Here is a 19,912-nt window from a genome sequence, read left to right on the forward strand (position 1 = left end):
CAGCGTCTCATACCTCTTGGCCCATCCTGACACGCTGAGTCTCTCAGTCCGGTACCCAGCTGCCCTTCTGTTGCTGTTGTGCGTCCCGCTCTTCATCGCGTTCGCACGAAGCGATTTCCGTGGGCACCGGTTGGTCCTGGGCTTACGTGTCGCAGTTTTCGGGCTCCTGGTGTTCACGCTTGCGGGGGTCGGGCTCAGCGTGCGCTTGCCGAGCCACCGGCTGTCATTGATCGCGGCGGTGGACCTTTCCGAAAGCATCGATGCGGAAGGCCGCCAGTGGGAGCAACGCTATCTGGGTCAAATCGCAGCGGCGCTGGCGCCGGGGGACGAGCTGGGTGTCGTGGCGTTCGCCAAAAACGCGATTGTGGTCCAGCCACCCGCCCCACCGCGAGGCGTCGACCCGTCGAGCCCAGCGGTGGGGGCAACCGCAACCGACATCGGTCGGGGGCTGGATACCGCCATGGCACTGTTTGCGTCCGATGCCGAGCGTCGCCTGCTTCTGATCAGCGACGGCAATGAAACACGAGGCAACAGTCAGGCCACACTTGCTCGTGCACGCCGATCTGGCGTGACCATTTATGCTGCCGTCCCGCCGCACACCGGTGCGCCAGATGTTGCCGTCGAGAAATTGGCCGTGGCGCCGCTGGTGGCGGAAGGCAGCGTCTTTTCGCTGCATGTCGTCCTGCGCAACACGGGAACGGCCCGGTCGGTGGCCCTCGGGTCGGTGACCCTCGGGTTGTTCGTCGACGGCGAGCCGGTGGGCAGCCAGAACGTCACCCTTCAAAACGGTTTGAACGCGGTCGAGATTCCGTACCGCCTGACCGGGGCGGGCAGCCACCGGTTGCGCGTGCAGGTATCCGCCGGGGATGATGCTATCGCCGGGAACAATTTTCGTGAGGCAACCGTAATGGTGGGCGGCAAGACGCGGGTGCTGCTCGTCTCACCACGGGCTCGTTCCCCGCTTGCGCGCGGGCTCGAACGCAAAGACCTCAGCGTGACAGAGATGGCCCCCGCGGATTTCCCGGCGCGGGTCGATGACCTCCTCGGCTACCACTGCGTGCTCCTCGAAGACCTCACGGCCAACGCCTTGCCGGCACAAGGATTCGATGCGTTGGAACGTTACGTCAAAGACTTCGGCGGCGGGTTTGTTTTTGCCGCCGGCGAGCATACCTACGGTGACGCAGGCTTCACGAAGACGGCGCTGGAACGCATGCTGCCGGTGACCCTGGAGCCCCGCAGGCCGCCGCACCCGGAACGGGAACCCCTGGCGCTGTTTGTTCTGATCGACCGGTCCAACAGCATGGGCTACCACATCCGCAACCGGCTGGAACGCAGCGAGGAGGAATCAAAACTCGCCTACGCGAAACGCGCGGCACTGGCGGCGGTGCGCCAACTCAGAGACACTGACCTGGTTGGCCTGATCGCATTCGACTCTCAGCCGTTTCAGATCGCGCCGCTGCGGCCGCTGCAGGAGAACCGCACCGTCCTAGAGAACGACATTCCCCGCCTGCAGCCCGGCGGGGGAACCGATTTTCACGACGCGCTGGAGTCGGCACGAACCCAGCTGGTCGATTCGCGCATCAACACCAGACACGTGATTCTCCTGACTGACGGCGACACCAACCGTGGTGCCGCCGATCACTACCCGCTGATCGCAGCCTTGGCCAAGGCCGGGGTCAGCGTGACCACGATCCGGATTGGCGATGACACGGTCAACCTCAACCTCTTGCACGACATATCGAATCGGACCGGAGGGCAGTTCTACCATGTCGAGAATGTGGAGGCGTTGCCGGAGCTGCTGGTGAAAGACACTACCCACGCGCTCCCACAGACGCAGCGGCATGAGGAAACCTTCGCGCCGCGCGTGGCCGGTGTCAGCCAGGTGTTGCACGGCCTTCGACAGAATGAATTTCCGAACCTGCGCGGATACGCGTACTCCCGGAGCAAGCCGGGAGCCGACGTGCTGCTCTACGTCCTGAACGACGACAAGAAGGATCCGATACTCGACGCGTGGCAGTACGGACTCGGTCGCGTCATCGCGTTTACCGCCAGCCCTGCTGACGATGCGCAGGCCTGGGTCGGCTGGGATGGTTTCGGAAAATTCTGGTCGCAGTTGGTGCACTGGGCGGTGCGGGAACACACGCCTTGGGACTATGCGATCGAGGTGCATCGAGCTGACGGACAAGTAGAGCTCAGCATCCATTCCTTCGACGATCTGGATGACGGCCTGCTCATGGCTCGGATCTTCTCGGATCCGGACCATGCGACGGAGATCGCACTCACTCCACGCGCCCCGCGCGAATTCACCGGCCGTCTGCCGGCCTTGGCTGGCGGGCGGTATCCCCTGACGATCACCAAACGCAGCGGCACCCGGCAGGTCAGCCAGCGTACAGAGGTCATTGCCGTGCCCGCTGGCAATGAGGAGCCACAAGAGGAGTTTGAGAGCGCGCAGCCCAACCTCGCCTTGCTCAACGACCTGACGTCGGCCACTGGCGGCGCGGTCGACGCGCCCATCCGAACCATTGTCGGGCGGAAAACCGGCACCCAACGCATGGATCATCCACTCGACTGGCTGTTCATCCCTGCCGCGATGCTCCTGTTCTTGACGGATGTGGGGATCCGCCGACTGAGGCTGGTAAAATGAAGGGTGACCGCCGGCGCGGGACGGCCGACCCCTGCGACTAGGCACTGCGGGCAGTTGGCGATTGATCGAGCAGGTTCACGAGCAAACGCAACAGATCGGTTTTCGACACGATACCGACGAGCCGGTCGCCTTCAACAACCGGCAACGCGTTGATCTTCCGCTCGATCAGGAGGCGCGCGGCGCGGTGTGCCGTATCGGTCGGGGCCACCGTAACTACCCCCAAGGTCATGGCGGCATCCACTTTGGTGCGATCGAGGTATCCGCTGTGCGCATGCAGGTCGCGATCCGATAGCATGCCAATCAGCACCCCGTTCTCAACCACCGGTAGCTGATGTATCCCTTCCCGCGTCATCACAGCCTGCGTGGCTGCAAGGGTCTCTTGCGGCGTAGTAGTCAAGGGCGCTCGCCGCATGATGTCTTCAATGATCGGTTCCTTGGCCATCCTCCCCGTCACTCCCGGAGATAGTCTCCTTCATAGGAATTTGTTTTCGGTAGATAGGGCACGCAGATTACTGGACAAGGGCTGGCCTCGCAGACCTCTCTCACGACATCGTGAGCCAAGGGTGGGGGGGCTCCATGGTGGGCACCGAGAACGATCAAGTCCACGCCGAGCTGCCGCGCCTTTTCGATGATCCGGCGCGATGGCTGTTGTCCAGGAATTGCCGCCATCATGTAGTCATCGTGCCTCGCCAGCAGGGCCTTGCGCAGCCGTCGCATCGCACTGATAGTCCCCCGTTCGGCGATGGCCACGTCCCGGCCCGAGGACTCCTCTGATGGCTCGGTCTCTGCTGCTGGAAGCACGTGGAGGACGTACAGGCGGGCGTTGAAACGCTGCGCGAGAGCCGTCGCATACCGAAATGCCGACTCGCAATTCGGTGAAAAATCGGTGGCAAACAGAACGCGGTCGAGTTTGAAGGCGTCCATCGCAATGAGTGTCTTGGCAAATTACATACCTCTGGGGCTCCGTGACTCGTCTCGATCCTTTTTCCCTGGTCATTCCCAAAGGTGGGTCGCTGACGACAGGCCAGGAGTTTCCTGGAACGGAGAAGATCAGACAAATCGTCGGCTCAACCTTTCCCCCTTTTTGCTGGCCTGGGCTTTGCGATAGACGGCGTCAAAGGGAATACACCATGGACCGAAGCGTGCTCATGAGCAAGGTTGCGCCCCGAGGGGCCGCATCACATCCACCCGTGAGGAGTGTGCTCCGTTCACGACACCCGATTGCGATAGCGCTGATCGCTCTGGCGTGCGTCATATTCGGCTTCGGCCGCGGGGCGGCGGCCAAACTCGACGGTGGTTGTCTGTACCGGATGCATTGTGCCTCGTGCCACGGTCCGGCCGGCAGGGGCGACGGTCCGGATGCTACCATCTTCGCCCCACCGCCGCCCGATCTCCGGGACTTCCTGAAGCGGAACAATACGAAGGACCTGGCGCGTCGGGTGCGGGAAGGCCTGCCACTCGAGTTGACGCTTGACGCTGCAGCGCTACGGTCTCAAGCCGCGCAGGTCGAAGAGATCCTGGCCTACCTCAGGCGTCTCCCTCGCATCAACTGGCGTTTGGTGGAAAACGGAGAGGCAATCTTTCTCTGCCGCTGCGAAGAGTGTCACGGGCCGCACGGAAAACCGGGAGCAACCCTTCCGCCGGGCGTCCAACGGCCACGGAATCTCTCGGATCCTGGCTTCCAAGGATCAGTGGGAGACACCGACTTGATCCGACTGGCGCGCCATGGGCGCAAGGGCATGCCTGCGCTGGTGCCGCGAGTCAGCGAACAAGACGGGCGGTCGCTGGCTGCATACGTGCGCCTGCTTTCGCCGGGTTTTGATCTCTACTCCCGATACTGCGCCAGCTGCCACGGTGATGATGGCAACGGCAGGAGCAGCGTTGGTGAAGTCCTGCACCCGCCGGCCATCACATTCGATCGCTCCTATTTCTCCCGTACTGATGCGGAGCGGCTGCGGGCCACGGTATGGCACATGATTGGGCAGCACAAACCCAGCATGCCGCATTACCGCGCCAAGCTCGACGCGGCACAAGCCGAAGCGATCATCACGTATCTCAAGCACGCCGAGTGAGCGCCAGACGTCAGAGGCATCGCGATCGAGACAATCCCAGTTCTCGCAACGCTGGCTCGAAAGTTTTCTCCGTGTGTGGAACCGGTTACACGTGAACCGTCCTACTGGAGAGGTCCTGCGGTCAAGCACAAGCGGCATAGGCATTGCTCTGGGTATTAGATGTCGACTCTCGAGCCTGTTACCCCGGAGAAAACCAATGCAAGGACGAGCAGAACGAAAGCCCTGGGCTGTGATACTCGCCGGAGGGGAGGGCACGCGGTTGCAGGAGTTGACCCGCCAGATCACCGGGTCCCCGATTCCCAAACAGTACTGCCGCATCATGGGCGAGCGTTCGATGCTGGAAACGACGCTGATTCGTACGCTGCGCTACACGCCGGTGGATAATACTCTTGTCATTATCAACAGCACTCACCTCGATATCGCCCGCGAACAACTCCGTCCCTTGCCGAACCGCAACATCCTCGTGCAGCCATGCAATCGCGACACCGGACCGGGGTTGCTGTTCGGGTTGCTAGCCCTGGCACACCGCGATCCAGCAGCCATTGTCGGGGTATTCCCTAGCGATCACTACGTCGGGGACGACCGCGGCTTCATCGACCACGTCACCCAGGCAACTCGCGTCGTGGAGCAGATGCCCGGCAAGATCGTTATCTTGGGCATCCGCCCGGACCACCCCGAACCCGGGTACGGCTACATCATGCCGGCCGGTCAATTGGCGTCCTTGGCCGAGCGCGGCCCTACATTCCACGTCGAGAGGTTCCACGAAAAGCCCCCCGTCCATGTGGCCCGGAATCTCCTCCGCCAGGGCGGCTTGTGGAACTCATTCGTGATGGTGTTCCAGATCCGCCGAATGCTGGAACTGATCCGGACTGTGATGCCGGAGGAGTTTGATCGCGTCTGGGCGGTAACCGACGACCCAGTGAAGCTCCGCGATGTCTACCATGACCTGAAACCCTGGAATCTCTCCCGTGATTTTCTGGAGCGGATTCCGGAGCATCTAGTCGTGCAACGGGTTGACGATGTCCACTGGAGTGACTGGGGTACGCGGGACTTGATCGAACGCACCCTCAAGAAGCTCACTCAGAAGGCGCCGTGGCAAGCACGGCGCCCCGTGATCACAGCGGTAGCCTCGTGATCAGCAGGAGGCGTGGAGCTACCGCGCCAACCTTCCTCTCTGGCAGTGAGCGACTTTAGGCGGGTACAGTCTCGGACGCGTCACGCAATGCGCGGACCACGTCCTCTCGCGCAATGATCCCGACCACCTGACCGTTCTCAATGACCGGAAAGCTCTTGACGCGCGATTCGACCAGCGTTTGCAGGACCCGGGTGAGCGGCGTTTCCGGTGCAAAGGTGATCACGTCCCGCGTCATGAGTTCCGCCGCGGTGCGGCGCGACAGCTCGTCGTAGCGCGGCACCACGGCTTGTGGCGTGAAGATGAACGCTCTGAGCACGTCGAACTTGGTGATCACGCCCACGAGGACGCCAGCCGCCAGCACGGGGAAGCCGTTGAAGTCGTGATCAACAAACTGGCGCTGGAGTTCATGCACCGGCGTTTCAGGGGTAACGGTCAGCACCGGCCGCGTCATATAGTCGGCAACTCGCGACTCGAGAAAACGGTACATGGGCGTCAGAGATTCCCGTCACCGTCGGCTACCCGTATCTCCAACTCCTCGATCTTACGGTACAGAGACGAGAGCGACACGCCGAGACGTTCGGCGGCCGCCTTCTTGTCGTGATTGCACTTGGCAAGCACGGCATGGATGTGGCCCTTCTCGTAGGCGCGCAAGGCGTTACGCAGATCGTCCCCGACAGGAGCGGGGAAGCCGACTTCCTGCTGCAAGGCGCGGGGCAGGTCGCGGATGGTGATCCAGTCACTTTCCGCCAGGATCATCGAGTGTTCGATCACGTTGTCGAGCTCCCGCACGTTGCCCTTCCACGGCAGGGACATGAGGATCTTCAGCGTAGCACTGTCGGCACCGTTGCAATTCTTCTTGAGTTCACGGTTGTGCAACCGGATGAAGTGCTCCACCAGCGAGGGAATGTCCTCGCGCCGCTCGCGCAACGGCGGAACCTCGATGCCGAAGACATTCAGACGGTAATACAGGTCGTCACGAAACCGACCCTCCTCAACCTCGCGGCGCAGTTCGCGGTTGGTCGCCGCGATCACTCGAATGTCCACCTTGAGCGGCGCGCTGGCCCCGACCGGCAGAACTTCCTTAGTCTCGATAACCCGTAGCAACTTGACCTGGAGGTTCAATGGCAGATCCCCGATCTCGTCGAGGAAGATGGTGCCGCCACGAGCCCGTTGGAACATCCCTTCTTGATTGCTGATCGCCCCGGTGAAGGCGCCGCGCATGTGACCGAACAGTTGACTCTCCAGCAGCGTTTCCGGAATCGCGCCACAGTTGAGCGGCAGGAAGATGCGGTCCCGAAGCTCGCTGAAATGGTGAATCGCGCGGGCGACAATCTCCTTGCCTGCGCCACTTTCACCGGTGATCAACACCGTGCTCGGGGTCGGCGCGACGCGCCGAACAAGGTTCATGACTTCACGCATTGCCGCCGACCGGCCCACCAGACTGTCGAAGTCCCATTTCCGGTCAGCCATGCCGCGAAGAATTTGATTTTCCCATGCCAACTGACGGTGTTGGAGCAAGTAATCGATCTTGTGCAGCACGTCTTCGAGCATGATCGGCTTGAGCAGGTAATCCTGCGCGCCTCGCCGCAACGCTTCGATGGCGGAATCGACAGTCGCATGCGCCGTCATCAGCAGCACCAACGTTTGGGGTGCGACTTCCCGCGTGTGCCGCAGCACGGCAAGCCCGTCCGCACCGGGCATGCGAACGTCGGACAGTACAAGGTCGAACTCCGAGGTGTCCAAAGCGCTGATGGCAGCTGTGCCGTCTGTGACTGCTGTCACCTGATAGGCCTCGTCGCGCAGCAGCTCGGCAAGGCTCTCGCGAACAGCTGCCTCGTCTTCGGCAACCAGAATCGATCCCTTGGCGCTCGTTTCCTGTTTCAGCATTCTCAAGTCACGTGGCGGTACTGCCCGAACCGGCCGGTCCACTCTAGCCTTCAAGTTGTGTGCCCTAGCAAGCTTATCGTTGCTATCGCAACTTCTCAAAAGCTGGGACGGTTCTTGTCCGATTCTCAGGGATGCCTTATTCCCATGTCTAGGAATACCATGCTCGTGATCGACACAACAGTGTCACCAAATCAGGTCACATCAGGAGACGAGAAGCGACGTCAGCGGCGCTCGTCCCTGTAGCCAAAGGCTGGGACGGGGAACGGCAAAACGAGGTGGTCTTGCCCCGTACTATTGGCAACTGCGGCTTACGAGGGGAGGTCGGCGCCGAACCGCAGCGCTACCTTGTTGCGTGCGAGCAGAACCGGTCGTCCTCGAAATGGCCCACACCATAGCGCCAGGCGAAAGGCTGGAAGCGGATGCCGCGTCGCCGGCAGAACTCTCGCACTTCGTCCGACAGGTCGTCCTGGACACCGGATACCTGCGACGCACAGAGGTCGAGCAGTGTCACGCCAGCCGGAAGCGTCGTTACCGGTGCCCTGGCGAAGGTGAGCACGACCAGGCGCCGGGGCTGAGGCGGGCGGGCGGGCTCCTCCCATGACGGCAGAAATCGCACCGCGGCGCCGTTGCCTAGTTCCAGAGTGATCGCGTCATTGTCGTCGCGTCGCGTCACTTGGCGACCGCGCTCTGCCAGCATGGCGGCGAGTTCCGGAATGAGGCGATCACGCATGATACCCGTCTGCTCGGCGTCCGACGGCACCACGATGTGTCGGATCACTTGCGCCGGAACTCCGCCCACCAATGTGTCTGCCGGCACATTGAGAGCGACGAAGGAGTTCACCATGACCGTGGCACCCGACCCAACGGTGACTCCAGGGAAAATAAAGGCGTTGTTACCAACGAACACATGGTTGCCGATCACGATCGGTCCGAACAGCGACGGATACCCCCGCAGCACTGACTGCCAGTGGCTGTGGGTGAACAGCATGGCGCGCGACCCGATACAGACCTCGTCACCAAGTCGCAGGGGATGGCACGTATTGAGGTACGCGCCTTCTCCGAAGAAGCACGCCGCGCCTGCGGTCAGGGAGGCTCCAGCTTCGTCGCTGCCGCCGCCACCGATGACCACCTCCTCCTTCGACCACAAGGCGTCGCCGATCTCGACTTCACGGCAGTGGATGCGCGTGCGTTTGCCGAACGCCACGAGGCGGCCGAGGTGGAGTCGGTCGCATTCGATGCTGGAATCCGCACCGATAGTGGACACCTCACCGATACGGATCTCCCGCGCGATGATGAGTGCCCCCGGCTCGATGCGAACGCCTGCACCGATTTGTGCCCCGTGCAGCCGGTAGAGATGCACCTTTACGTCCGACGCAAGGGCGCGAAAGCTGGTCGCCTCTCGGCGCAGCATCTGCAAGAACGCGGCATCCATCCGTCCGTCGCCGTGCACTTGAGGCACGGAGACGTCCGCCGCCTCCACATCGGCACGAGTGACTTCACCGCGGGGCCCTGTTCCGCGAATCCGATCGAGTGCCACGCCGCGCTCACGTGCGAGACGGCGCGCGGCCGGGCTCGCGGCGGGCCGGTTGGCTGCCGCGCGGCCCGCACTAGCCGGGTTCGCCGGCGGAAGGGATGAGACCGCCTGGACGGCGGAGACAGACCGAGCAGCAGTTGAACCTGTCAACGAGCTTTCAGGGGCAATCCCTGCCGGGATGGGGACAAGCGTGCTCCACGTGTCGGGCGCCGGCACCGGCTCATCCGCCGCTCCTACAAATGCAACGATTCCGAGGACTGGGACCTGGGCTCCAGCTGGCGCGACAATGCGGCGCACGACACCGGCGGTCTCGGCCTCCACGTGGGCGTTGACCTTATCGGTCTCGACCTCGAAAAGCGCATCGCCCACCGCCACCTGGTCGCCCTCTTGTTTGAACCACGCGCGCACGGTGCCATGGGTCATGTTGGCTCCGAGCACAGGAAGTACGACGGGCTGCACTAGTCTCTCACCTCTGAAGTAATTCCGTCACGGTGCGAATGATGCCGTCCACCTTGGGAAGGGCCGCATCTTCAAGTACCGGGCTAAACGGGATCGGGATGTCGGGAGTGGCAACGCGCCGAATCGGCGCGTCCAGATACTCGTAGGCTTCTTCGGCCACGCGCGCTGCGATTTCGGCACCGACGCCTCCGGTGCGCGTGCCTTCCTCGATGCACACCAAGCGGCCGGTCTTGCGCACCGAATCGAGGACCGTTTCGGTATCGAGCGGAACCAGTGTGCGCAGGTCCACCACTTCAGCCTCGATGCCATCACGTGCCAGCGCTTCAGCCGCTTGTAAGGCCACTCCGACGTAATATGAATAGGTGACGAGGGTGACATCCGTCCCTTCGCGTCGGATCGCAGCCTGCCCCAGTGGTTCGGTCACATCTCCGTCCGGCACGGGACCGGTAGTGGCGTACAGGAGCTTGTGCTCGACGCAGAGTACCGGGTTGTCATCGCGGATCGCCGATTTCAAGAGTCCCTTGGCATCCGCGGGAGTGGCGGGGGCAATCACTTTGATCCCCGGCACGTGCAGGAACCACGCTTCCAGGCTCTGCGAGTGGGTCGCGCCGTACGACCGGCCGCCGCCGGCCGGCGTGCGTATGACCAGCGGCACGCGCGCCTGCGGGCCGTACATATAGCGGAACTTGGCGGCGTGATTCGCAATCTGATCCATTGCCAGGGTCACGAAATCCATGAACATGATCTCGACCACCGGCCGCATACCGGTAACTGCCGCGCCAATGCCGGCACCGACGATCGTGGCCTCGGAGATCGGCGTGCAGCGGACGCGTTCCGCGCCGAACTCAGCCAGTAGACCACGGGTGGCGCCAAAGGCGCCGCCGTAGACGCCGATATCCTCGCCCATGAGAAAGACGCGCGGGTCGCGCACCATTTCTTCGCGTAGGGCCTCTTGGACCGCCTGCCAGTAGGTCAACTCGCGCATGGGTCGTCGCTGAAGACGCCGGCCGTGACGTCTTGGAGTTCGGGGAACGGGCTGCTTTGTGCAAAGGTAACCGCCTCATCGACCACGGCCACCGCGTCGCGGGCAATCGCATCGAGCTCAGCTGAGCTCACCAAGGCTTGTTCCAGCACCGCGGCCCGAAGGCGTGCGATCGGGTCCCGATCACGCCAGGTCGCTTCTTCTTCGCGGCTTCTATAAACGCGCTGATCACTTTTCGAATGTCCAAGGAAGCGGTAGGTCTTGCACTCGATCAGGGTCGGGCCTCGGCCGGCACGGGCACGTTCCACCGCCGGGCGCATCGCCGCCGCGACCGCCAGGACATCCATGCCGTCCGCCCGCACGCCGGGCATCCCGTAGGCGGCCGCTCGATCGGCGATGTGCTCAATTGCACACGCCTCGTGGTGGGGCGTGGACATCGCGTAGAGATTGTTCTCGCAAACGTACACGGCCGGCAGGCGCCACAACGCCGCGAGGTTGAGCGATTCGTGGAAGGTCCCCTGGTTGGTGGCCCCGTCTCCGAAAAAGACCGCCACGACCTGCCCGCTGCCACGCATCTGCGCCGAGAGCGCGGCCCCGGTACCGATTGGTATGCCACCCCCGGTAATGCCGTTGGAACCCAGGTGGCCGATGGCGAAATCGGCCATGTGTTGGGTGCCGCCTTTTCCGCCGCCGTACCCGGTGGCCTTGCCGAACAGCTCGGCCATAAGCCGTTTTGGGTCGCCCCCTTTTGCCAGCAGGTGGCCATGACCTCGATGCGTGCTGATCACGAGGTCGTCGGGACGCAGGGCCAAGCACGCCCCGACGGCAACGGCTTCCTGCCCGACGTATGGGTGGGTGGTTCCGCGGATGCTGCCGTCGCTCACCAGCTTGAGCACGCGCTCCTCGAACACGCGTGCCAGCGTCAACTGGTAGAGGACCCGCCGCGCTTCGGCGGGGCTCAGCGGGAGGGTCACCGCGGCACTCATATCCCGCGGGCGTCCCAGATCGCCGCGATTTCCTTCACCACTTGGAAGGCCTCGGCATACCGTGTGCCCATCTGAAAGCCGCGATGGGCGGCGCGCCCGCGGACAGCCTCCAACCATTCCTGGCCGTATCTGTCGAGCTGCGTCTCGTAGCTCGACAGACTATCGATCTTGGCGTCGATGGTGTCGCTGACGTCAACGAATTTCTGGGCGCGGAAGGCGTGACCAGTGATGCCGCCCGGAAGGGTCGCCTCGTACATATAGACCGAACAGCGGTTACGCCGCGTACTGGCGAAGACAGAACGGGTGAGGCCAATGTGCTCTGGATGGCTGTCTCCCACCCAATGCGTGTATATCGCAGTCGGCTTGACGTCGGACAGCAGGTCATCGATGGCGCCCACCAGCTTGGCACCCGGCTGAATGGCATCGCGCGCCCACCCGAAGCTGAACAGCTCGGCACCGAGCGTTTTTGCCGCTGTCATCGACTCCGCATGGCGACGGCTCCGCTCCTCCTCCGACTTATCGCCATGCCCACCCGGCACGCGTACGTTGACCATGAGCGCGTAATGGCCACGCTTGGCGTAAGCGGCAATCGTTCCGCCGGCGCCGATTTCGGCGTCGTCGGGATGTGCCCCAAAGACGACAATCCGTTCCTGCAATGCCTTCCCCTTTTCTGATGCTGGACTGAACCCCAGCTATCCTCGCCGCGAAGTCTCCGGTCGCGCCCCCCCCCTTACGCCGCGACCACCTCCACGCGCGTATCGCGATCGTTCTGACTCGGTTGCAAACAGATCTGAATCGGACGCAGGTGACCTTCACCACCGGCGAGTTCGACCGGATTCAGCGGGCTGGGAATGAGGTTCTGGAACCCCTTGCCATCCCGAAACTGGTAGTTCTCCCAAGCGTGGTAGATGATCACCTGGCCGGGGCGAACCGAAGGCGAGATCTTCGCCTGAATGCGGAAGCTGTCGATGTCGTTCCGCACCACGACCAGACCGCCGTCTTCGATGTTGCGGGCCGCGGCGTCGGCAACGCTCATGTACATAACCGGCTCGCCACGCTGCAACCGCAGCATGCGGGCGTCGTCACGCCAAGCGGAGTGGATCGACCAACGGGTGTGGCCGCCGCTGAGGGTCAGCGGATAGTCGCCTCCGGCCATCGGGGGATCCTTGTGGACCGGCAGCGTCTCACCGAGCTCGAGGTAGAACGGGTGGTCGATGTAGAACTGGATACGCCGGGTCAGCGTCGGATACGGCATCTTCTTCTCGACATGGTGCGTAAACGGGCTGACGGTATCGTTGGGCGTGATGTCGCACGCGTTGCCGATCGACACACCGCTGTTACCGGTGCCGGTGAAGCGCGCGTAACCTTTCTTCTTGAGTTGTTCCCACTCCACACCGGTGAGGTTGCTGGCCATCTGGACCAGATCCGCAGCCACCTTCTCCTCGTCCTGCTCGGTGTAGGAGCCGTTCATCGTAAAGTCATCGTAGACACTGTCCAGTTGCCGCTCGTTGCCGTGGCGGTCCTTGAACTTCGAAATGTTTCGGGCCTTTGCCCGGGTCTGGACGGCTTTAGCCAGCAAAGCGCAGATTTCCCAGTCCGGCTTCGCCTCCTGAAAGCTCGTCACCTTCGACCCGGCGTGAATGTACGGCATCAAGGGCGTGCCCCATTTGTGCTCGTACTTTTCGTACCACCCGCCGGCCGGGAGCACGTAGTCGGAATACAGGGCACTCGATGTCATGCGCCAGTCAATAGTAACGAAAGATTTCAGCTTTGGGAAAAGGTTTTTTAGCACATATGGATACCCACGCAAGCGGCGTAAAATGTTGCTCCCGTACTCGAAGATGATCCGCGGGGGGCTGCCGGGCTTGGGCCAGACGTACTGGTATCCCTTGTCGAGCGACTCTTTCATGTACTCGGCCACCGGCCGTTTCAAGTGCGGGTCCCATTCCTTCGAGCGGCCGCTGACCTCGAGCAGCCCGCCGTGGATGTTCCAGAACATCACACCGGAGACCATCCCGCCTTCGCGGAACTGCATGGCGCCGGCCTCATAGCGAACCATTTCGTCAGTCATTCCGGGCTTCTTGAGCTGACGCAGCATCGGCCAGAACTGCACCGCCAAGCGCAACTTGCCCATCCACCCAGGCTGTTTCATGAACCCGAACATCTCGAAGCCATCCTGGGTCAGGAACGGGAAGGCGCTGTAACCGCTCCCCTTTTTGCCCATATGGCCACAGAGCGAAAAGACCAGAATCTGCGCCCGCTCCATCAGGTTGCCGTGATAGAACTTGGCGAAGTTGCTCGACGTGACATTGGCAACGGCCTTGGCCTTGGCGATCCGGCGGGCGAGATCGCGAACCACGCTCGCCCTGATGCCGGTGATCGAGGCGGTCTGTTCCGGGCTGTAGTCGCGTTCGAGCGAGGCACGGAGCAACGTGAACACCGGACGGACCTTGACGGTCCCGGCGAGCGCCTTGGCTTCGTAGGTGCCATCGAGGGCGGGCATGATGGTCCCGAGCCTGAGCGTATCCCGTGGCGCCTCGATGATTTGTTTGGTTTGTTGATCGTAGACGTACAGGACCTCGGCTGAACCGTCTTTCACCATGTCGCTCTGGCGCAGGAAACGTCCGGTGTCCATACGGACCAGGAACGGCATGTCGGTTTGTTCCCGCAGAAAGGCTTCGTTGTGCAGGTTTTCGCTGACGATGACTTGTGCCAGCGAGAGGGCAAAGGCGGCATCGGTGCCGGGCTTGATGGTAATCCACTGATCTGCATGAATGGCCGAGGCGTTGTAGTCCGGAGCAATGGCGATGATCTGCGCGCCCTTGTAACGTGCCTCGGTAAAGAAATGGGCGTTGGGGATCTGCGTGTAGAGCGGGTTGCATCCCCAAACCAAAATCATGTCGGAAAAGAAGTAATCGTCGAGGGAACGTTCGGCGACGATCTTTCCGAAGGTGACCGCCGCACCGGGATGGCCGTCGCCGATCTCGGTGTTCATATCGAGACCGCAGCTGTCGAGCAGGAGATTGAGCCGCATCTGGCCGGCCGAAAAGGTGCCGAACGTGTACAATGGGCCGAGCGACCAGATGATGCGATCGGTTCCCTCCTGGGTGATGGTGTCAATCATCAGGTCGGCAATTTCGTTCAGCGCTTGGTCCCAAGACAGGCGCTCCCACTTGCCCGACCCGCGCTCGCCGACGCGTTTGAGGGGATACTTGACGCGCGTCGGATCGTACATGCGAGCGCTATAACATCCGCCCTTCTGACAGCCACGCGGGTTGAAGTCGGGCGTATCAGCACGAACGGCCGGGTAATCTGCCGCCTGCTCCTCGCGCCACACGACGCCGTCCTTGACGAAGACGTCCCAAGCACAGTGCGCCTGGTACCAGCAGTTCACGAAATGTGAACTGCGGACAACCTTGTCCCAGGTCCATTTGTTGCGGAAAACATCTTCCCAGCCGCGGTAATTGGGCAGCTCCGGCATGGCGCTCGGCGTAGCCGCCGCCGGGCCGACTTGTGCAAAGGTGAGGCGCTCCAGAGAAAGCAAGAAGGTCGCCGCGCCTGCCGAACGCAGAAAATTACGACGTGTAAGATTCATCCCATCCTCCGGTTTAGTCCGCGCGCCTCGGTAGGTAGCACGACTCCGCCGCCTTACCTACCGTTCGGTAGGGTAAAATCGAAATGCCCGCTCGCAGCAAGAAGCATGACTTGGATCACAGCGGCTTGCCGACACGCATGCGGCCGTCAACCACGATTGCGCCTTGTCCGGGTGCCAGTACCTTCACCGGGTTGAGGTCGAGCTCGCGCAGCTCGGGAACGATCTCCACCAGCGCTGAGATGCGCATGACGACCGCACTCAGCGCGGCGCGGTCTCCCGGCTGCCCTCCCCGATAACCGTCGAGCAGTTTGCTGGCGCGCAGCTTCGCGATCATCTCCGCTGCATCGACGTCGGTGACCGGGGTGAGGCGGAAGGCAACGTCGTGCAACACCTCCACCAGCACCCCGCCGAGCCCGCAGACAACGAGTGGCCCGAAGGTCGGGTCGGCGGTGACGCCGACGAGCGCTTCGATGCCGCCGCGCACTTCACGCTGCAGCAGGATGCCGTCGAGGTGCGCCCCGACGGCACGCATCCGTTCCGTCAACACATCAGCCGCTGCCTGCACCGCCTCGGCAGATTCGAGTCCTAGGATCACACCGCCCACGTCACTCTTGTGGATCAGGCCGGGCACAATCGCCTTGGCGACGAGCGGATAGCCCAAGCGCTCCGCAGTCGCTACGACCTCACTCGGTGGGGTTTGCTCGGCGGCTGCAAAGTCGATCCCGGCGGCACGCAGCACCGTGGCCAGATCCTTGGGCTGCAGCCACTGCGGGTCGCTGGCCTGATGCAGAACCCGATCGATCACGGCGCGGATCGTGCTTTGTGCGAAACGGTCCAGCGTCAGCGGCGTGCCCTGCGGGCGCTGGCGCCAGCGCCCGTAACGCTCCGCCGCCGCCAGAGCCATGGCCGCGTTTTCGGGAAAGCTGTAGGAGGGCAGATGACCACGTGAACCGCCGCTGAGCATCGGGGGAGCGCCCCTGGAGGAGATGAACACCGACAAGACCGGCTTGTGCGCGGGAATCTTGCCAGCGCCACGGGCAACGGCCTTCGCCACGTTCTCGATCTGCGTCACGTCCAGCGGGATGTAGATGACGATCACCGCATCGACGTTTGGATCGCTTCCCACCGCTGCCAGAGCGGACTCATACTGCTCCGGAGTGGCCGAGGCGATCAGGTCGATCGGATTGGCCAGTCCAGCTTGCGCGGGCAGGAATTCACGCAACGTCCGGAGCGTCTCGGCCGATAGTTCTGGGAGCTTGAGCCCCTGGGCATCGCACGCGTCGGCCAGCAAGATGCCCGGTCCGCCAGCGTTGGTGACCACCCCCACCCGTGGTCCCGCAGGGACAGGCTGTGTCGAAAGCAGCGCCGCCACATCGAAGAGTTCCTCCAGCGTGTTGGTACGGATCACGCCCGCTTGTTCAAAAAGGGCATCGACGGCAACATCCAGGCTCGCCAACGCTGCCGAGTGGCTGGAGGCCGCACGCGTGCCGGCAGCGGATCGTCCTGATTTGACGGCAATGATCGGCTTCCGGCGCGCCACCTCGGGGGCGATACGGCCAAACCGGCGCGGGTTGCCGAAGCTCTCCAGGTAGAGCACGATGACGCCGGTGCGGGGGTCGTCGGCCCAGTAGCAGATCAGATCGTTACTCGAGACGTCGGCTTTGTTGCCGACGGACACGAAGGTCGAAATCCCCATGTTGAGGTGCTGCACATAGTCGAGGATGGCCAAGCCGAGCGCGCCGCTCTGCGACAGCATGCCGATGTTGCCTGCCGCCGGCCAAGTGGGCGCGAAGGTGGCGTTGAGCGAAACCGCCGGGTCGGTGTTCAGTACGCCCATGCAATTCGGCCCCACCATCCGCATGCCTGAGTTGCGCACGAGCTGCATCAACCGCCTTTCGGCGGCGCGGCCCGCCTCGGACATTTCGGCGAAACCCGACGAGATCACCACGACGCCGTGCACGCCGGCGCGAGCGCAATCCGCCACGACCTCTTCCACCGCCGCGGCCGGGACGGCGATCACGACGAGATCGACGGGAGTTCCAATGGCGCTGACGCTGGGGTAGGCGCGCAGCCCTTCGATCTCGTCGGCGTCAGGGTTGACGGGATAGATCGGGCCGGCAAATCCGCAGCGCTTGAGGTTGGCCACCAGCGTGGCACCAATGGTGCCCGGGCGCCGCGACGCGCCGGCAACCGCCACGGACCGCGGGTTCAAGAAGCTTCTGACGCTCTGCCCCGCGGCCAGCCGTTCGCGAGTGTACGTGGCCTGGAGAAACTGCTCCGTTTCTTCGGTGGCAAACGTGACATGTACCACCCCGTCCTCAATCGACCGGCGCACCACAAAGCCGCTCTTGGCAAAAACCTGCAACATCCGGTTGTTCTCACCGAGGACATCCGCTTCGAATTCGGTGATGCCGTTGGCGCGGGCCATCGGCGCAAGATGCTCGAGCAGCAGCGTGCCGATGCCGCGGCCTTGATACTCGTCGGCAACGGCAAAGGCGACCTCGGCACGGTGGGCGGCTTCGTACCTGATGAAACGGCCGACGCCGATGATGTGCTCTTCCTCTCCTTCTCGCAGGGTCGCCACCAGCCCGACGTGGTTGACAAAGTCGGGCTCCGTGAGTCGCTTCAACTCCTCGTCCGTGAGCCGCTTCTTCGCACCGAAAAACCGAAAGTAGACGGAGCGCTGCCCCAGCCGCTGGAAATGACGCAGCAGTCGCTGCTTGTCGTCCGGCCGGATGGCGCGAACGTGGATCGAACCGCCATCCCGCAGGATCTCGTCGGCTTCGTAGTGGTGCGGGTCGCTGGGCACGCTGTTCCTCCGCGGCGGCAGTATACCTGAATTCGGTCCGCGCCACGCCCGGTGACCGAGGCGTGCGCGAATGTCGCCGCGCTACGGAGCCAAGTCCAGCAGATCCTTGAAGCCCGACGGCTGGTGCGGGCCGATGATGAGCTGCTCCAGGATGCCGATGCCGTGGCGGCTCCCCAAGGTCGCCTCGCACACGGCTTGAACATGCAGATAGAGCGGCACGGCCGGGTTGATGTCCGCCAGCGCCCACGACTCGCCGCCGACTTCGTTCTCACCAACGTACATCCCATGCCCCCACTGCGGGTGCTGGTAGCCGAGCCCGATCATGTAGAAGTTGTAGAGCGGATTGAGACTGATCAGCAGCTCCTCGCCCGAGCGGCGGCGCATGCTGATCTCGGCGCGCTTCGCATGTCGCGTGCCGGACTGCCACTCAATCCGATAGTCGACGGCTTGCATGGTTTCGATACTGCCACCAACGGGCATGACCACGCCGGTCTCGTGCCAGCGTGTGCCATCGGCTTCTTCGTTGACGTCGAAGTGCGTGCACAGGTCCTCGAAGTTGACCGGCGACCAGAGCCAGCAGAATTGAAAGGCGCTGGGCGGGACGCCGGTCTCGCGCTCGCCGACCGGCCGGATGCCCCAGGAGCGATCACGCGAGCCCCAGAAGCGATCGGGCGTGATGCGGATCTTCTCTCCCGCCACCGTCAGCGTGCCTTCGACGCTGACGTGCTGCGTGAGACGCGTGTAGTCCATGAACACCCGCCCGTCGATCCGACGGAAGAATCGCGGCTCCTCCAGCGGCAGCGCCCGAGCGGTGAAGGTGAGATCGCAGCTGATCTCGTAGGCGTTCGGTTGCACCACCAGGCGCTGCTTCTGCAGCGGCTCGATAATCTCCACCGAGATCGGGCCGACGGTGGTCACCATGCGCTCGGGATCGCTACGGCGCGAGGCGCGTACGACATACTGCCGGCCACGATGGACGACGTTGAAGCTCGCATCCATCACCTGGCGGTTGGGGTACTGTCCCATCGCGGCCGCGAAGTACACACCGCCGTCGCGCGAGTAGCCGTTGAAGAAAAAGCGATCGTAAAAATTCCGATCGCTGGTGCCGACGTACGCTATCGGATCCGCGGTCTGGTGAATCGGGTAATCATCTGCACGCGTGAACATACGGTTCTCCTCCCAAGAGCTCGGAACTCAGAGCACAGAACTCAGAACATTAAAAGGCGGCAGTGCGAATTGCGAATTGAGGCTCGGCGCTCACGGAAACGGCGCGCGCGCTATGTAGCCCTGCAGCACCGCCAGGGCCTCGACTTCTGCGGCGGGCACGTGCGCCCCGCTGAACACCCACCAGTCTTCCGGGAAGACGATCTCCTCGCCGGGGGCGATGGTGGTGAGCGGGCCAAGGTGTTCGAGTTCGAGGATACCGTGGTTGGAGTAGACTTCGATGGTGGCGCCGTCATCGGGATACTGGCCGGCGGTGTGCGGGAAGCGCTTGAGAAAGAGCGCCCCGCCAAGCAGGTATGCTGCCCACCCTTGAGCCGAGTCGACGCCGATCTTGCTTTCGTCCTCGGCTCGGCCTGATGGCGCGGGCGGCGGCGGGCGCACTTTGCCGCTGTCGATCTGGATCAGCCGGTCGCCGAACTGATAGCGCCGATCGGCGAACTTCGCATAGCTCCAGAGAATGAGGCGGCGCGTGGCGTCGAAGGCAGTCGGCGGCCCGACATCTAGCGGCACGAAGGCGCGGCCGCCCGGTTGCATGACAGGCACACTCCACGCCGCACAGGTGAGCGGCCGGTCGGCGATGTTCGT

The 19,912-nt window shown here is 63.1% G+C and carries 15 protein-coding genes; 3 read left to right on the forward strand and 12 right to left on the reverse strand.

Annotated features, from left to right (window positions below; translation table 11 throughout):
• The first annotated feature begins 70 nt into the window (after positions 1–70).
• The gene (locus VF515_04655) at positions 71–2,644 is read left to right on the forward strand and encodes a VWA domain-containing protein (protein ID HEX7406926.1); all 2,574 of its coding nucleotides are present in this window, start codon (positions 71–73) and stop codon (positions 2,642–2,644) included.
• A gap of 37 nt (positions 2,645–2,681) precedes the next feature.
• On the opposite strand, the gene VF515_04660 is transcribed toward VF515_04655, so the two are convergent.
• Positions 2,682–3,086 (reverse strand): CBS domain-containing protein, encoded by a 405-nt coding sequence (locus VF515_04660; protein HEX7406927.1) that lies wholly within the window; start codon positions 3,084–3,086, stop codon positions 2,682–2,684.
• Positions 3,087–3,094: 8 nt separating this feature from the next.
• The gene (locus VF515_04665; GenBank protein ID HEX7406928.1) at positions 3,095–3,568 is read right to left on the reverse strand and encodes a universal stress protein; all 474 of its coding nucleotides are present in this window, start codon (positions 3,566–3,568) and stop codon (positions 3,095–3,097) included.
• A 275-nt stretch (positions 3,569–3,843) separates the two neighbouring features.
• On the opposite strand from VF515_04665, the gene VF515_04670 reads away from it, so the two are divergent.
• Together VF515_04670 and VF515_04675 are read left to right on the forward strand one after the other, a co-directional pair.
• Entirely contained in the window at positions 3,844–4,716 is an 873-nt protein-coding gene (locus VF515_04670) for a c-type cytochrome (GenBank protein ID HEX7406929.1), read from the forward strand.
• Positions 4,717–4,912: 196 nt separating this feature from the next.
• Positions 4,913–5,851: a sugar phosphate nucleotidyltransferase gene (locus VF515_04675; protein HEX7406930.1), complete on the forward strand. Its 939-nt coding sequence runs from the start codon at positions 4,913–4,915 to the stop codon at positions 5,849–5,851.
• Between the two features lie 55 nt (positions 5,852–5,906).
• Here the strand turns inward: VF515_04675 and VF515_04680 are convergent, their stop codons facing one another.
• The 10 genes from VF515_04680 to VF515_04725 form a co-directional block, all read right to left on the reverse strand.
• A complete protein-coding gene (locus VF515_04680) occupies positions 5,907–6,338 on the reverse strand; it encodes a CBS domain-containing protein (protein ID HEX7406931.1) in 432 nt (143 codons plus the stop codon).
• Between the two features lie 5 nt (positions 6,339–6,343).
• Positions 6,344–7,738, reverse strand: a complete 1,395-nt coding sequence (locus VF515_04685) for a sigma-54 dependent transcriptional regulator (protein HEX7406932.1) — start codon at positions 7,736–7,738, stop codon at positions 6,344–6,346.
• 340 nt (positions 7,739–8,078) lie between these two features.
• Positions 8,079–9,731 (reverse strand): biotin/lipoyl-containing protein, encoded by a 1,653-nt coding sequence (locus VF515_04690; protein HEX7406933.1) that lies wholly within the window; start codon positions 9,729–9,731, stop codon positions 8,079–8,081.
• Positions 9,732–9,738: 7 nt separating this feature from the next.
• Positions 9,739–10,716 carry an alpha-ketoacid dehydrogenase subunit beta gene (locus VF515_04695; protein ID HEX7406934.1) on the reverse strand — a complete coding sequence of 326 codons (978 nt, stop codon included), beginning with the start codon at positions 10,714–10,716 and terminating at the stop codon, positions 9,739–9,741.
• Positions 10,704–11,699 carry a thiamine pyrophosphate-dependent dehydrogenase E1 component subunit alpha gene (locus tag VF515_04700; protein ID HEX7406935.1) on the reverse strand — a complete coding sequence of 332 codons (996 nt, stop codon included), beginning with the start codon at positions 11,697–11,699 and terminating at the stop codon, positions 10,704–10,706. The genes VF515_04695 and VF515_04700 overlap by 13 nt, the downstream gene beginning before the upstream one ends.
• Positions 11,696–12,355 carry a PIG-L deacetylase family protein gene (locus tag VF515_04705; GenBank protein ID HEX7406936.1) on the reverse strand — a complete coding sequence of 220 codons (660 nt, stop codon included), beginning with the start codon at positions 12,353–12,355 and terminating at the stop codon, positions 11,696–11,698. The genes VF515_04700 and VF515_04705 overlap by 4 nt, the downstream gene beginning before the upstream one ends.
• Positions 12,356–12,429: 74 nt before the next feature.
• A complete protein-coding gene (locus VF515_04710; GenBank protein ID HEX7406937.1) occupies positions 12,430–15,294 on the reverse strand; it encodes a molybdopterin-dependent oxidoreductase in 2,865 nt (954 codons plus the stop codon).
• A gap of 115 nt (positions 15,295–15,409) precedes the next feature.
• Positions 15,410–18,103: a GNAT family N-acetyltransferase gene (locus tag VF515_04715; GenBank protein HEX7406938.1), complete on the reverse strand. Its 2,694-nt coding sequence runs from the start codon at positions 18,101–18,103 to the stop codon at positions 15,410–15,412.
• Between the two features lie 81 nt (positions 18,104–18,184).
• Entirely contained in the window at positions 18,185–19,270 is a 1,086-nt protein-coding gene (locus tag VF515_04720) for a hypothetical protein (protein ID HEX7406939.1), read from the reverse strand.
• A gap of 90 nt (positions 19,271–19,360) precedes the next feature.
• Positions 19,361–19,912 (reverse strand): hypothetical protein (locus tag VF515_04725; protein HEX7406940.1); only part of this gene is annotated, 552 nt, incomplete at its 5' end.

This window comes from Candidatus Binatia bacterium, assembly GCA_036382395.1.
GTDB lineage: Bacteria > Desulfobacterota > Binatia > HRBIN30 > HRBIN30 > JAGDMS01.